The 13,093-nt window shown below is 51.5% G+C and carries 11 protein-coding genes; 6 read left to right on the top strand and 5 right to left on the bottom strand.

Annotation, left to right across the window (positions count from 1 at the left end):
• Nucleotides 1–8 precede the first annotated feature (8 nt).
• The 5 genes from infB (at nucleotide 9) to pnp (ending at nucleotide 6,971) form a co-directional block, all read left to right on the top strand.
• Nucleotides 9–2,594 carry a translation initiation factor IF-2 gene (gene infB / locus LFE_RS08150; protein WP_014449747.1) on the top strand — a complete coding sequence of 862 codons (2,586 nt, stop codon included), beginning with the start codon at nucleotides 9–11 and terminating at the stop codon, nucleotides 2,592–2,594.
• Nucleotides 2,595–3,043: 449 nt separating this feature from the next.
• Complete coding sequence (gene rbfA / locus LFE_RS08145; RefSeq protein WP_014449746.1) at nucleotides 3,044–3,397, top strand: 30S ribosome-binding factor RbfA; 354 nt, start codon at nucleotides 3,044–3,046, stop codon at nucleotides 3,395–3,397.
• 15 nt (nucleotides 3,398–3,412) lie between these two features.
• Nucleotides 3,413–4,405, top strand: coding sequence for a tRNA pseudouridine(55) synthase TruB (gene truB / locus LFE_RS08140; protein WP_014449745.1), 993 nt, complete (start codon nucleotides 3,413–3,415; stop codon nucleotides 4,403–4,405).
• 30 nt (nucleotides 4,406–4,435) lie between these two features.
• A complete protein-coding gene (gene rpsO, locus LFE_RS08135) occupies nucleotides 4,436–4,705 on the top strand; it encodes a 30S ribosomal protein S15 (protein WP_014449744.1) in 270 nt (89 codons plus the stop codon).
• 133 nt (nucleotides 4,706–4,838) lie between these two features.
• Nucleotides 4,839–6,971 carry a polyribonucleotide nucleotidyltransferase gene (gene pnp / locus LFE_RS08130; protein ID WP_014449743.1) on the top strand — a complete coding sequence of 711 codons (2,133 nt, stop codon included), beginning with the start codon at nucleotides 4,839–4,841 and terminating at the stop codon, nucleotides 6,969–6,971.
• Nucleotides 6,972–7,353: 382 nt separating this feature from the next.
• Here the strand turns inward: pnp and LFE_RS08120 are convergent, their stop codons facing one another.
• Complete coding sequence (locus LFE_RS08120; protein ID WP_014449742.1) at nucleotides 7,354–8,787, bottom strand: RNA-guided endonuclease InsQ/TnpB family protein; 1,434 nt, start codon at nucleotides 8,785–8,787, stop codon at nucleotides 7,354–7,356.
• A 23-nt stretch (nucleotides 8,788–8,810) separates the two neighbouring features.
• Here LFE_RS08120 and tnpA point away from each other — a divergent pair, with 23 nt between their 5' ends.
• Nucleotides 8,811–9,257, top strand: coding sequence for an IS200/IS605 family transposase (tnpA, locus tag LFE_RS08115; protein ID WP_014449741.1), 447 nt, complete (start codon nucleotides 8,811–8,813; stop codon nucleotides 9,255–9,257).
• A 606-nt stretch (nucleotides 9,258–9,863) separates the two neighbouring features.
• On the opposite strand, the gene LFE_RS08110 is transcribed toward tnpA, so the two are convergent.
• The 4 genes from LFE_RS08110 to LFE_RS08095 form a co-directional block, all read right to left on the bottom strand.
• Entirely contained in the window at nucleotides 9,864–10,322 is a 459-nt protein-coding gene (locus LFE_RS08110) for an IS110 family RNA-guided transposase (RefSeq protein ID WP_050989507.1), read from the bottom strand.
• 50 nt (nucleotides 10,323–10,372) lie between these two features.
• Nucleotides 10,373–11,185: an IS21-like element helper ATPase IstB gene (gene istB, locus LFE_RS08105; RefSeq protein ID WP_014448550.1), complete on the bottom strand. Its 813-nt coding sequence runs from the start codon at nucleotides 11,183–11,185 to the stop codon at nucleotides 10,373–10,375.
• Complete coding sequence (gene istA, locus LFE_RS08100; protein ID WP_041774666.1) at nucleotides 11,178–12,650, bottom strand: IS21 family transposase; 1,473 nt, start codon at nucleotides 12,648–12,650, stop codon at nucleotides 11,178–11,180. Before istA ends, istB begins: the two co-directional genes overlap by 8 nt.
• An 83-nt stretch (nucleotides 12,651–12,733) precedes the next feature.
• Nucleotides 12,734–13,009 (bottom strand): hypothetical protein, encoded by a 276-nt coding sequence (locus tag LFE_RS08095; protein WP_014449739.1) that lies wholly within the window; start codon nucleotides 13,007–13,009, stop codon nucleotides 12,734–12,736.
• Between the last annotated feature and the right edge of the window lie 84 nt (nucleotides 13,010–13,093).

The following is a 13,093-nucleotide window of genomic DNA, read 5'->3' as shown; positions in this document are numbered from 1 at the left end:
CCTAACTTTTGATCAAGGTCTATGAACTAGCTCGTGAACTGAAACTTGAAAGCAAACTTCTTCTTACAAAGTTGCATCAGTGGGGTATCCAGGCCCAGACCCATATGGCTGCTCTCGATGATAAGACTGCTGCGCAAGTTCGAGCCCGGATCAAAAAGGGTGAAGAGCCTGTGCATGAGAAGAAAAAGCCCATATTGATCAAACGGAAGTCTTCTTCTCCAGAGTCGCTTCAAGTGGAAGAGATCTCTTCTTCAGTGGAATCGGCCCAGCCTGTTTCTGCGGAATCTGAGAAACCATCCCAGAGTGAAGTTCCCCAGTTGAATCTTGTCAATCAGGAGCCATCTCCAGAGGTTGTTCATCCCAACCCCCTTATTCTTGAGACCATTCCTCTGACCAATGAACCGCATCCTTTTCCTGCAGTACCTGCTCCCTCCCCACTTTCTCCACAGAAGGAAGAAAAGAAAAAAGGAGAAAAGGAGGTCAAGCCTGCAGTCGACAAGAAAGCCAAGCTGGCCAAGCTGAATAAAGATAAGTCTCGGAAGACGGACAGACTTTTGTTGCTGACTCAAGAGGAGATTCTTGAAGGAGATGAAGCTCCGGATCTTGAATCGGGTGAGTCCGATGCTGTTGTGCCCCAACAACCTCCGAAGGTAGCGCTGCCTTCACAACCGGTGCGTTCCGCCGTTGTGCCAGGAACTCCACCAAGGGAGTCTGCCTCAAGACCCCCTATGGCGAGGGTCCAGCCGCAACGTCGCTCCCAGTCAGGTGGTTATAAGAAAAAGGATCGCCACCGCGGAACGCAGGTCCTCCCGGAAGGAACAAAAGCCAGGAAGAAAAGCATACGGATTTCTGAGGGTATTACGCTTAAGGAATATGCTGACCGTTTGGGCTTGAAAGCGCAGGAAGTGATCCTGAAATTGATGGGTATGGGTGTAATGGCCACCATTAATCAGCCTATGGACTTGGATGCTGCTGTTTTGATAGCAGAGAGTTTTGGTGTTACGGTCGAAGTCCAGGTCGCTGAAACAGAAGATGAACTTTTGGGGCAAAGCGACGAGGATGAGTCTGAGCATCTTGTTTCACGACCTCCCGTGGTGACAATCATGGGACATACTGATCATGGCAAAACATCGCTTCTCGATGCGATTCGGAAAACAAAGCTTGCTGAGGGAGAGGCTGGAGGAATCACCCAACATATTGGGGCCTACACCATTTCTGAAAAAGGTAGGGAGATCACATTCCTGGATACTCCGGGCCATGAAGCTTTTACGGCAATGAGAGCCAGAGGAACACAAATAACCGATGTTGTGGTGTTAGTGGTCGCTGCAGACGATGGTGTGATGCCCCAGACTATAGAGGCCATCCACCATGCCAAAGCAGCCGGAGTTCCAATTGTTGTGGCTTTAAACAAGGTTGACAAGCCCGAGGCAAACCCTGAAAAGGTGATGCAGGAACTTTCTGTCCATGAATTGATTCCCGAAGCATGGGGCGGTCAGACAATCTTTTGCCCTGTTTCAGCAAAGAAGAGAAGTGGCCTTGATAATCTTCTTGAAATGATTCTCCTTCAAGCCGATGTTTTGGATCTCAAGGCAAATCCCGACAGGCGAGCTCAAGGTGTCGTTATTGAATCCAAACTGGATAAGGGGCGAGGTTCTGTTGCAACTGTTCTTGTCCAGAAGGGAACACTCAAGGTCGGTGATTTTGTCGTTGTAGGTGGGCAATTTGGAAGAGTTCGAACCCTTATCAATGACAAGGGGCAACGGGTTACATCGGTTCTTCCCTCTCATCCGGCTGAAATTGTAGGACTGGATGGTGTCCCCAACCCAGGGGATACCTTTGTTGTTGTGGATGATGAAAAAGCCGGACGCCAGGTCGCACAAAGCCGGGTTCAAAAGCTTCGTCTTGCACAGATGGTCAGGCAAAAGAGAGTTTCTCTTGAAGATCTATACACCCAAATTCAGGATGGAGAGATCAAGGAGCTTAATCTAATCCTTAAAGTGGATGTTCAGGGTTCTATTGAACCCATCAAACATGCCCTTTCAAAGCTTGGAAATGAAAAAGTGCGTGTTCGATTCATTCATGAAGGTGTTGGCGGCATCAAGGAAACGGATGTTCTCCTTGCGCAGGCATCAAGTGCCATCATCCTTGGTTTTAACGTTCGCCCTGATTCAAATGCTGCACAGATAGCCGAGCGGGAAAAAGTTGATATTAAGTTCTATTCGGTCATCTATGACGCGATCGAGGATATCAGGAAAGCGATGGAAGGCTTGCTTGCTCCTACCCTGAAGGAAAAAATTCTCGGAAGGGCAGAAGTCAGGAAGGTCTATAATATTTCGAAGGTTGGAAATGTTTGTGGATGTTATGTCATCGAAGGCATTATGCAAAGGGCAGGAACATCTGTTCGTTTATTAAGGGACAGTGTAGTCATTTTTGAAGGTCGTTTTTCTGCCCTCAAGCGCTTTAAGGATGATGTGAGGGAAGTTGCCACCGGATATGAATGCGGAATCTCGATAGAAAACTATCAGGATATTAAAATGGGTGATATTGTTGAGTGTTTCATGCAAGAGCAAATTGCAGCGACTCTTGACTCCTGAAGTTGTTTTGATCCACTGAGTGATCAGCGCCTGAGAGCATTCTTCAATAAAAATCGGGGACTCGAGTTTTCTTCGGGTCCTTTTTTTTCAATCTGTAAACGCATTGCTCTCTTCTCAAAAGGTTTCTCGATTTTGACTCTTTTCATCTCCCATCAGCACAGTGCCTCTTGATCAACTGCCGCCTCTGGTAAGAAAATTTCAAGATAAGGATCTGATGCGATTCTTCCGGGAAGCAGGCTCCCCTTGCCAATAAGGCCAAATAGGAACCTACTGGGCCTGATTCCGGTTGTTTTGTTGAATTTTTTGCAGTGACATATGAAAAAGGTGAAAAGAATTCTTCTCTTATGATGACTTTTGATAGGAAATCAGGGAGTCTTCCTTAGAATGCCAAAAAGGCATGAATCGATTGGCTAGATCAATTTTTTAAGTTGGCAGGAAAGGGATTGTCTATGAAACCGGGTGGTATGAAACAAGGATTTCGTAGGGCAGATAGAGTTTCAAAAGAAATCAAAGAGGTTGTTGCGATCCTTTTTTCACGCTATGCATCAGAAAGCAGCTTGTCTTCTGTTACCATAACCAATGTTAGTTTATCCGATGATTTAAAGTCCGCAAGAATCTATTATACCGTTTTCCCCGGAGTAGACCGAAAACAAGTTGCAGAAGCCGTTGAACGATCACAAGGTTGGGTACGTCGAGAAATTGGCCGGCAAATTCCAATGAAGTCTGTTCCCAAAGTTCAATTTTTTCCACAAGAAGAGGCTGAAGAATTTTTGGAAAACCCACTTCCTATCGATTTAGAATAAAGCAGACCGGATATCATGAAAACTTTGAATACCAAAGATCAATGCCAGATTCCCCCAATCGTTCCATCCTTCTCCGGCATTCTACTTGTGGATAAACCTCAAGGCATGACCTCTCACGATGTTGTAGCCATCATCCGGAAAGAGACTGGAATCTCCAGAGTCGGCCATGGGGGAACTCTTGACCCAATGGCAACAGGTCTTCTCCCCATATTGCTAGGTTCTTCGACGAAGCTCGCAGAACAGCTTCAGGGGTGGGATAAATCCTACCGATTTGATGTGGTCTTTGGAATTTCGACAGACACAGGCGATGCGGAAGGGAATGTTGTCTCAGCCATCACTCCCCCTTCAACTTTGACTCGAGAGGTGTTATTGGAAGCTTTGATCCCCTTTCTGGGGACGATACAGCAGAAGCCTCCAATGTACTCAGCCATAAAGCGTGACGGAGTTCCCTTATACAAGCTTGCACGAAAAGGGATAGAGGTTGATCGAGAGTCCAGAGCGATCACTCTCCATTCCTTGGATCTCGAAGCGTTTTCTCTGCCAAAGGCCACCATACATGTCAGGTGCTCAAAGGGCACTTATATTCGCACACTTGCAGAAGATATTGGTCTTTCCTTGGGAATTCCTGCCCATGTCAGCCGTTTGATCAGGACAGGGTATGGCCATTTTTCACTTGAGAAGGATGCCTTGCCCCTTTCAGAAATCATTGTAGCCATTCGATCAGGAAGTTTGTCATCGATTCTTTTGCCTCCTGAATCCCTTTTCCCGGATATTCCTACGGTGAGAATTCTTGATCAGTACCTCTCCGGGATTCAAAAAGGGGGGAGTATCCTCGGATTTCAGGTCTACATGCTTGAAGGATTGTTTAATTTTTCTGAAACTATTAGAATAAGCGACCGACGTGGAAAATGCCTGGCGTTGGGCCAGAGCTTGGTATCAAGTGAATCTTTTTCCATTATGCCAAAAGGGCTTCCTGTGGCCAAGGTGGTCAAAAGGGTAGGTGTCTGAAGGTTTGGAAAATATCAGAAAGGTTTTTCGATGGGCTTAACAAAAGAGCAAAAGACAGAAGTCATTTCAAAATTCCAAATTAATCCTGTTGATACTGGTTCAGCTGAAGTTCAGGTAGCCATTTTGACAGCCAGGATCAATCAGCTTGGGGAGCACTTTAAAAAGTTTCCAAAAGATACTCATTCTCGTCGGGGGTTACTTTTGATGGTGAGCAAACGCCGCCGCCATTTGAAATATCTGCAGAATGTAAATGTTGCGAAATATCAGGAAGTCATCCAGAAGTTGGGATTGCGCCGCTAATTCTGAGAGGTGGGCGGATTCAGAGGGGCATGGAGTGCTTGTTGTTGAGCATTGCATGACCATCTGAATACCGCCTTTCATCTAAGTTGTTTTTTGATTCTCCTGTGCTAAACAGGTAAAAGGACTTTTTTATATGAACCCAATTATTGTTAATGTTTCGGTTGGTGGAAAAAATATCCGCCTTGAAACTGGACGTATGGCCAAGTTGGCTGGTGGCTCTGCAACAGTATGGGCGGATGGTACGGTTGTTCTGGCTACAGCAGTCTCCGCCAAGAGCATGAAGCCCGGTATTGATTTTATCCCACTTACTGTTGACTATCAGGAACGTGCTTATGCTGCGGGAAAGATTCCGGGCGGCTTTTTTAAACGAGAAGGAAAGCCATCCGAGCGTGAGGTTCTGAACAGCCGATTGATCGATCGGCCGATTCGCCCTCTGTTGCCGGAAGGCTATTTCTATGAAACGCAACTTGTTGCTTCGGTGATTTCGATCGACAAGGGTGGCGTTGCTGATGTGATGGCCGTTATTGCTGCGTCGACAGCCCTTTATCTTTCTGATGTTCCTTTCCACTCTCCAATCGGTGCTGTTCGTTTGGCTCTGGTGGACGGCAACTATATTGTCAATCCAACGCTGGAAGAGCAAACGAAGTCCCAGATAGATCTGGTTGTCGCTGGAACCCGTGATGCCATCATGATGGTAGAAGGACAGGCGTCTGAGGTATCTGAGGATGTATTTCTGAAGGGAATCGCCTTGGCTCATGAGGCAATCCTACCGATCATTGAAGCTCAGGAAAAGCTCAGGGCCTTGGCCGGTCGTGAAAAAAGGCCAATTCCAGCAAATCCGATTCCCATGGACACCGTTGCAGCGATTCGTGAACGTTTTGGATCTGAACTTGATCAGGCAATGGTCTTGTCTGGTAAGCAGGAACGTCAGGATGCCGTCGACAAGATCTTCTCCCAGGTTCGGGAGGTTTTTTTATCTGGCGATGTTGCTCCGACTCCGGCTCAAGAAAAAGATCTTTCCAATGCCATCCATGAAGTTGAGCGTTTGACATTGCGGGAAATTGTTCTCGAGAAAAAGATCCGTGCGGATGGACGTGGTTTAACCGATATCCGCCCCATTACGATCGAGGTTGGACTTCTTCCAAGAACTCATGGTTCGGCCCTGTTTACTCGTGGTGAAACACAGAGCCTGTCTGTTGCGACTCTTGGGACATCTGACGACGAGCAGCGCATTGATGCACTCGAAGGTGAGTATACCAAGCGGTTCATGCTTCATTACAACTTCCCTCCATTCTCTGTCGGTGAAGCCAAGCCAATGAGAGGTCCTGGCCGTCGGGAAATTGGACATGGAAATTTGGCAGAGAGAGCTCTTCGTCCTGTGGTTCCCACCAAAGAGGCTTTCCCTTACTCCATTCGTCTGGTCTCTGATATTTTGGAGTCAAACGGCTCATCATCCATGGCAACTGTATGTGGTGGTACTCTTGCGATGATGGATGCCGGTGTCCCGATCAAGGCACCTGTTGCTGGAGTAGCAATGGGATTGATCAAGGAAGGCGATCGCGTTGCAATCCTTTCGGATATTCTTGGGGTTGAAGATCACCTTGGAGATATGGACTTCAAAGTGACAGGAACACTTCAGGGTATTACTGCAGTCCAGATGGATATTAAAATATCCGGAATTACTCTGGCATTGATGAAGGAAGCTCTTGAGCAGGCTCGACAAGGGCGACTGCATATCCTTGCAAAAATGAATGAGACACTGTCGGCAACTCGTGATGTTATGTCTCCTTTTGCCCCCAGGATCTTGACCTTAAAGATAAAACAGGACAAGATAAGAGAGGTTATCGGCCCTGGAGGGAAGGTGATTCGCGGAATCACCGAAAAGACTGGTGCCAAAATTGAGATAGACGACTCTGGCCTTATCCAGATTGCTTCTGTGGATGAGTCAGCCGCACAGAGAGCGGTCGAGATGATCAACCAGATTGTTGAAGAGGTTGAGGTTGGTCGAATCTACCTCGGCAAGGTCAAGACGATTGCCGATTATGGTGCGTTTGTGGAGCTTTTCCCTGGTACAACAGGTCTGTGCCACATTTCACAGTTGGCAGATCACAGAGTGGAAAAGGTTCTGGATGTTGTTTCGGAAGGCGACATGATTCTGGTAAAAGCCTTGGAGGTTGATCGCCAAGGAAAAATCCGGCTCTCCCGTAAAGAGGCTGTCTCCGAAGTCGGGGACGGGAGGGAAGTTCGGAGCGGGGGCGGGCAGTAACTGTCCGCTTAAACCAAAATGGAAGGGGGTAATCGCATGGACGTCAATAAAGGTGCGAACGGGCTTATCGTCGTAGCGCTCATGTTGGGAATTTTTTGGGCATGGATGTTGAGCTACGTAGGGACTGATCCCTTTTATCTCCCACTCGGTGGTTAAAAGGATTTTTTCCTAACCACTGTTTTGGGCAATGCCATTATAATGTCCGGTTTTATGAAAGCCCAAGGGGTTGCCCTTGGGCTTTTTTTCATTGTCCTGATGAAACACCTCGGTTGCCAGTTGGGAATATTGAGGTTCTTTTCAGGAAAGCTCAGGAAAAATTTTCAATCGCCCAATGATTTTCTATCACGATCCATTCTGGGATCAGAAATGAACTCTCCCGCTCCTAAGCGCTTTGCGCTGTAGGAGGGGTTTCCGATCTCGCGAGCGGAAGTTCCTCTTTCGCCGAGGATGCGCGAAGGCGTTTGGTCCTTCGCGTCTTATCGTCCTCTCCGGAGGCTTTGACTTCGGACCGTTCCGGCCCTAGTGTTTTGAGTTTTCCGATCCCGCACCGCCGAATCGTCTTCTGCGGGACTTTCCCTTCCAGAAGAAGACGAATGCCCCTCTTGGCGATGACACGGCTGGCGTTGAGATCGGCGTTGTCCGCGAGTCCACAGCGCTGGCAGACGAACCCGGCCTGGGAAGGCCGGTTGTCCGGATGAATGTGCCCGCACCGGGCGCATTCCTGCGAACTGAATTGAGGAGAGACCTTGATGACGAGCTTTCCGGATCTCCGGGCTTTGTAGGACAGGAGCACCACGAACAGACCCCAGCAGGACGACAGGATCGCCCAGTTGAGTCCGGCCTTGGCGCGGGCTCCGTTCTTGGCATACCCTCCCGAATCCTCCTGTTTGGGTTCCGGCCTCTTCGTCATGTTTTTGACTTTGAGATCCTCGACGACGAAAAGGGTCCGGTCGGGATCGGAGACGAGGTCATGGGTGGCCTTGTGGATCACATCTTTGCGGACGTTCTTCGCATATTCGAAGGTCCGGGAGAGCCGGGTTTTGCTCTCCTTCCGGTTGTTCGAGCCTTTGACCTGTCGGGAGAGTTTTCGTTGCCAGCGTTTTTTGGCCCGTTCTTTCTTCTCCATCCGGATCTTCTGGACGGAGGAGAAATCGATCCTTCGCCCATCGCTTGCCATCACCGGAATCGTCACGCCCCGGTCGAAGCCCAGGGTTTTGCCCTCAAGCTCCTCTTCCGAAAACATCCGGAGCCAGGAGATCGTGTCCTCTTCCTTCGGCTCCGGGAGTCCGTCGTCCGAGGAGAAGGAGACGAACCACTTCCCGGCCTCGACCGAGACGTGAAGCGAGGCGGGACGGGAATACGGGGTATGGGCCTTGAAGGGCAGAACCCCCACCGGGAACTTCTTTGTTCCGAGAATCAGTTCTTCGAATTGCGTTTCGTCGTTGGTCCGAAAGCGGAAGAGTTCAGAGGTGATCCAGACCGACTGCCGTCCGTCTTTTCTCTGGAAGACGGGTTTTCTGGCGAGTCCGGAAAAGAATCGTCCCATCGCCTGTTTCCAGCGAACCGCTCCGTTACGGAGTATCTGGGAGGGAACCTCCCGGAGCCAGGAGGTCTCCGGGCCGATGAAACGGGCATACTCCTGATCGACGGGAACGGGCGTTCCCGAAAGAGAGACCGCTTTTTTGGCGAAGGCCCAGTAATACCGGTCCTCGGAGACCTTGGCGTTGTAGATGAACCGCTGGTGTCCGATCCATTGGAGCAGGATCTGTTCCTGGGCGGGAGTGGGATAGGCGCGAAGGCGCTTGCCGGTCTGCATGGGAGCATGATAACTTTGCTTACATGGAAACTCAACCAAACAAGTCAAGATCCAATGCCGTCTATTCTCTCAAGCTGCACATTGTCTTTGTGACAAAGTATCGGCGCAAGACGCTCGCTCCGGATCTTCTGGAATATTTGCAGGGCGCCTTCGGCGAGATTCTGGCGGAATGGCGATGCACCTTGCTGGAATTCGGAGGGGAAGCGGATCATGTGCATCTTCTGGCGGAGATCCACCCGGCACTCAACATCTCCACCCTGATCAACAATCTGAAAACGGCCTCTTCCAGGCGTGTTCGCAACCGATTTTCGGAGCATCTCAAGCCGTTCTACCGGGAACCGTATTTCTGGCATCGGGCCTACTATGTGGGGAGTGTGGGCGGAGCGACACTGGAAACGGTCCGTCGCTATGTGGAAGCTCAAGGAACAACTGAAAAAGCGGGAAGAAGAAAAACAAAATCGTCCGCTTGACCCTCTCTCGGCCTGTGGTCGAAGAAGGGGAATATATGGTCCGGGCAGAAAGTCAAGAGGTTTTCTCTCTTTGACTGTCAGCGTATTCGATAATGCGCACGGCTTCGAAAGCCTGTTCCCCTCAAGAACTCTCGCTGAACTTTCCTCCTGGGGCAGAATTCCGGCTCCCTCTTTTTGGGATCAGGACAAAACTCTCCCCTGAATCCCCTTTTGACGAGGGTCTGTCTTTTTGTGTTTTCTTCCCGGTTGAACGCGTCGAAAGATTCACTGCGCTGACCTCTTTAGAGACTCGATTCTCTACAAGGAGGAATCGGTCGCCCCAATATATTCGGCTTATCGGAACGCATTCCGTAGCCACGATGGATGATTCGCGCCTGCCGTGCACCAGAAGTCATCAATATGAGTGCGGCCTCGATGTTTTGGGCCATTCGCTTTCAGGGCTCTCGGCAGGAGGTGTCCGTTCCGGCCATCGTCAGGTCCTTTGCAACCGTACTACGGGAGGGAAACTCACTTGTTTTTCTTGCCTTGCCGATCTGTTATGTCTTCATCAGGGTCTCCGTGGTGACGCAAGAGAGCGTTCATGCCGGTTTTTCACCTTTGAGCTGCTCATGCGGCCGCCGTGTACACCGTGTCGTTTTTCCAGATCGCCCAGGCCATGCGCGCCATCTTGTTGGCCAGGGCCACGACCGCCTTGTTGCGGGTATCCTTGCGCTTCAGTAGATCCAGAAGCCATGTTCGGAGCTTGCCGTCCTTCATTTTTCCGGATCCACTCAGCTCCGCCGCTCGAAGCGCAGCCTGTGCTCCCTGCACCAAAAGACTTCGCAACCCGCTGTCCCCCCGTTTAGTGACCCTTCCCAGACGCACCTTGTCTCCCGATGTATGCTGACTTGGAACAAGGCCTAAAAAGGCCGCCATATCCCGCCCACTCCCGAAGCGTTTCGGATCCCCGATGACGGAGATCAGGGCGGCTGCAATCAAGGGCCCCACTCCTGGAACTGTCTGAAGACGCCGACCCGTCTCGTTGCTACGGACAAGCATTTTCATCATCGCATCTGTAGATTGCAACTACTTTTGACCCCTTTTTGAAAAATAAAATTGACCCCCCTTCCTCCCGGTTAAAGTGAGGCTTTGATTTCTCCTTCCCCTTGCGAGATAAGCGAAGATGGGGATGGTTTTGCGCTCTTTCGCCGATGGATTTTGTCCCGGACACGATAGCTCGATCCCTGGATAGGGAAAATCCGGGCATGATGAACCAGCCGGTCAATAATGGCCGCCGCCACGACAGAGTCAGGAAAGATCTTTCCCCAGTCTTCGAACCCGTAGTTGCTGGTCAGAAGGATCGATCCTTTCTCGTAACGGATGGAGACCAGCTGAAAGAGCAGGTTGGCCTCTTCCCGGGTAATCGGGGTGTATCCGACCTCGTCGATGATCAGGACATGGTACCGGGAATATGCCAGGAGGCTCGCCGGCAGGGTGCCGTTCCGGACCGACAGAGACAGATCCCGCAAGAGAGCGGGGAGGGTGAGGAACAGAACGCGCTTTTTGGCTTGGCAGGCCTTGATGCCGATCGCCACGGCCAGATGTGTTTTCCCGACGCCAGGCGGTCCAAGGAAAACAAGATTCTCGGCCTTCTCCAGAAAGTCGAGCGTTCCCAAGCGGACCAAGGTTTTTTCCTCCAGGGAGGGCTGGAAAGAAAAGTCGAACTCCTCCAGGGTGCGGAGGAAAGGGAACCGGGCCAGAGTTATTTTGGTGCGGACCGACCGGTCGGTCTTTCCCCGGGTTTCTTCATCCAGAAGAAGAGCCAGGTATTCCTCGTACTGGAGCTGGTTCTTGGCCGCTTCTTCGGCCAGAGGGCGGTAAAGGTCGATCAGTCCCTTTAAACTCAGGGTCCGGAGTTGCTGAGTGATCCGCTGGTGGAGGTCAGTCATGGCACACCTCCTCTCCGAGTCCCCCATAGCAGTCGAGAGAACGCGTAAGAGAGGCTCCCATCGGCAGAGCCATGCCTTCCGGCACCGGAAGAAGACACTCCGGCCGGAGGAGCGGACGGAGAAAGTTTTTATGGAACCCCTGACATGCCTGGGCCTCCCGAAGGACCCGCCGTCCCTCTTCGGGGTCGTACCGCTCCAGAAGTTCCACGATCTCGGAGACATGCCACGTGAAGTTCGGTCCGGTCGCTTCCTGAAGCCCCTCCAGAAAGGGCTCGACCTCTTCCCCGAACCGTTCCCGGAACCGGCCCACCCATCGGGCCCGGAGCCCTTCCCGGCGCTTCTTCCGTCGGGGTTCGGCCTCCTGATGCTCCGGGTGCGGCGGAAGGGGGTCCGGGGAACCGGTTCGAAGAGGATGGGTGAGGAGCGGGGTCTCCCCCTCTCCCCATACCGTCAGCCGGATTCCTGACTCCACGGTCACCCAGACACTCCGTCCACAGAAACGCATGGGAACGGGATAGGCGTGTCCATCCCACCGAATATATCCGTCGGAGCTGACTTTCCGGATTTCGCCTTCGTAGAGGCGCCGGGGATCGACCGGGACCAAGGGCCGAAGAAGGGACTTCTCATGTTCAAAGCGGTCCACCGGCTTTTCGTGAAGGGTCTGGTGACGGCGCTGGTTGAAGGTCCGGGTGAAGGTCTGGAGCAGATTCTCCAGGCTGCCCCAGTCCGACACCTTCTTGCCCCGGAGCCCCCGTTCCTTGAGCGAGAAGAAGGTCCGCTCGACTTTTCCCTTCGTACGGGCGCGATAGGGCTGGCAGGCTTCCGGATCGATCCCGTACAGGCCGCAAAACATCAGGAAGGACTCGTTGAAGCGGACGCCTTTCTCCTTCCGGTTCTCCACCACCATCTGGCTCCCGTTGTCCATCAGAAGCGTTCGGCAGGTTCCTCCGAAAAAGGCAAAGGCCCGTTCCAGCGCTTTCATCACATCCTCCTGGCGGATCGTGGCGGAACAGGAAAAATGGGTCAGCCGGCTGTAGCCCAGAACCACGGCATGGATATAAACCGTCTGGACTGTTCCCCCCCAATCAATCTCCCACTCGGTCCAGTCGTACTGCATCTGCTCTCCCGGCCCCGTTTCCATCCGAACGGTGCTTCGGGCTTTCTCCCGCTCTTCAGATCGAATCCGGGACAAATGGTTGTACAAGGTCTTCAGGGATCCCCGATATCCTTCCGCCACCAGCTCCTCATAGATCCGGGTCCCGATGTACCGCTTCCGAACCATCTCGACGATCCGACCTTCATACGGCGCAATCTTCCGGGCGTACTCTCGTTTGTGAAAAACCGGAGGCTCCGCAGATCGGAGATACTTTTTCACGGTATTCCTTGAAAGCTTCAATGTCCGGGCAATCGCTTTAATCCCTTGCTTGTTTTCCCGCATCATCCGAATCTTCTGCCACAGATACATGCTGACCACCCCTTCCCTCCTCTCAAGATATTCCTGAGAGGACTTTAACAATTTTCTTTTCGAAGGGGGGTCAGTTTTATCTTTCAATAAAGGGTCAAATCTATTTTACGATTTACAATCGCATCGATCTCCCCGATCTTTTCCGTCTGAGACCGGATCTGGGCCTGAAGCTCCCGGATCAGCGTGCGAGTGACCAGCGTCAGGCTGTTTGCTCCGTCGTCCAGAAGCTCTGGAAGCCGGTTTTGGAGAGCCGCAATCCCCAGGGGAAGGACGAAGCCTCTTTCCAGAAGAAACGCCCGGGTCCGGTTTACCAGAGCCGTCCGGTCGTTGATCAGCCCCTGCCGGGCGGAGATCAGCATCGCCAGATCCTGCTGCTCGGGCGTCTTGACGGGAACCCTTGTGGTGCGAGGGCGAAGAGAAGCTTCCCCAATAGCCTCCGCATC

The sequence above is a fragment of the Leptospirillum ferrooxidans C2-3 genome (assembly GCF_000284315.1).
Classification (GTDB): domain Bacteria; phylum Nitrospirota; class Leptospirillia; order Leptospirillales; family Leptospirillaceae; genus Leptospirillum; species Leptospirillum ferrooxidans.
This window is presented reverse-complemented; position numbering and strand designations above follow the sequence as displayed.

Coding starts and splice junctions, on each gene's coding strand:
- rbfA (WP_014449746.1), top strand. CDS start 3,044: ATGAAACCGGGTGGTATGAAACAAGGATTTCGTAGGGCAGATAGAGTT.
- truB (WP_014449745.1), top strand. CDS start 3,413: ATGAAAACTTTGAATACCAAAGATCAATGCCAGATTCCCCCAATCGTT.
- rpsO (WP_014449744.1), top strand. CDS start 4,436: ATGGGCTTAACAAAAGAGCAAAAGACAGAAGTCATTTCAAAATTCCAA.
- pnp (WP_014449743.1), top strand. CDS start 4,839: ATGAACCCAATTATTGTTAATGTTTCGGTTGGTGGAAAAAATATCCGC.
- LFE_RS08120 (WP_014449742.1), bottom strand. CDS start 8,787: ATGCAGACCGGCAAGCGCCTTCGCGCCTATCCCACTCCCGCCCAGGAA.
- tnpA (WP_014449741.1), top strand. CDS start 8,811: ATGGAAACTCAACCAAACAAGTCAAGATCCAATGCCGTCTATTCTCTC.
- istB (WP_014448550.1), bottom strand. CDS start 11,185: ATGACTGACCTCCACCAGCGGATCACTCAGCAACTCCGGACCCTGAGT.
- istA (WP_041774666.1), bottom strand. CDS start 12,650: ATGTATCTGTGGCAGAAGATTCGGATGATGCGGGAAAACAAGCAAGGG.
- LFE_RS08095 (WP_014449739.1), bottom strand. CDS start 13,009: ATGCTGATCTCCGCCCGGCAGGGGCTGATCAACGACCGGACGGCTCTG.